The sequence below is a fragment of the Vibrio sp. 2033 genome (genome assembly GCF_033339735.1).
The window spans coordinates 1-732 of record NZ_JAWOVC010000310.1 but is presented as its reverse complement, the minus strand read 5'-3'; the positions used below and the strand labels follow the sequence as shown (position 1 = coordinate 732).

General features: G+C 45.5%; 1 protein-coding gene. It reads left to right on the top strand.

The annotated features are described in order from the left end of the window. Positions 1-171: 171 nt before the first annotated feature. A partial coding sequence (locus R7P74_RS26280) for a transporter substrate-binding domain-containing protein (RefSeq protein WP_318123576.1) occupies positions 172-732 on the top strand: 561 nt, incomplete at its 3' end.

Sequence of the window (732 nt, the reverse complement as noted above, 5' to 3'; positions counted from 1 at the left end):
GTGATGTAACACCAAAAGCAACCGTTTGCGTCATTTTTTTTGTCAAATTTGAGTTGTAGCCGAAATGTCGATAAAACACACAATGTCGCACTCTATCTGTCCGATTCGCTTTGCCCCATCTCCACGCTTTGATATAAAGACCACTAGAAATTTTCTGAGATGTACCGATCAATGCAAATACGCCACTTCAACCGACTCAAGCGCAGCGTCCTACTTTTTGCTTCTGTGCTACTACTTTCTGCCTGCCAAATTGAGTCGCAGCCGAAAAGTGAATTCGAGAAAATCCAAGAGCGCGGAGTGCTACGCGTTGGCACGCTCAACAACCAACTCTCGTACTACATTGGTCCTGATGGCCCTGCGGGTTTGGATTATGAGCTGGCGCGTAAATTTGCAGAAGAGTTGGGCGTAAAGCTAGAAATCAAACCCGCTTTCAGACAAGCCGACCTTTTCCCTGCCTTAAAGAAGGGCGACATCGATATTATTGCTACGGGGCTTAATCAAACCTCACAAGCCGTCAAACGTTTTAGACCTGGCCCTGCTTATTATTATGTAAGCCAGCAAGTGGTCTACAAAAAGGGCCAGCTTCGTCCTCGTGATATTGAGCAACTTATCGAGTATCAAGCATCCAAAGACAGTCAATCAGAAGAAGACGTGAATGCTGGCGCACAAACATTGAAAATTGTCGAACAGTCACAATATGTTCCGACACTGACGGCATTGAAGAAGCAGTAT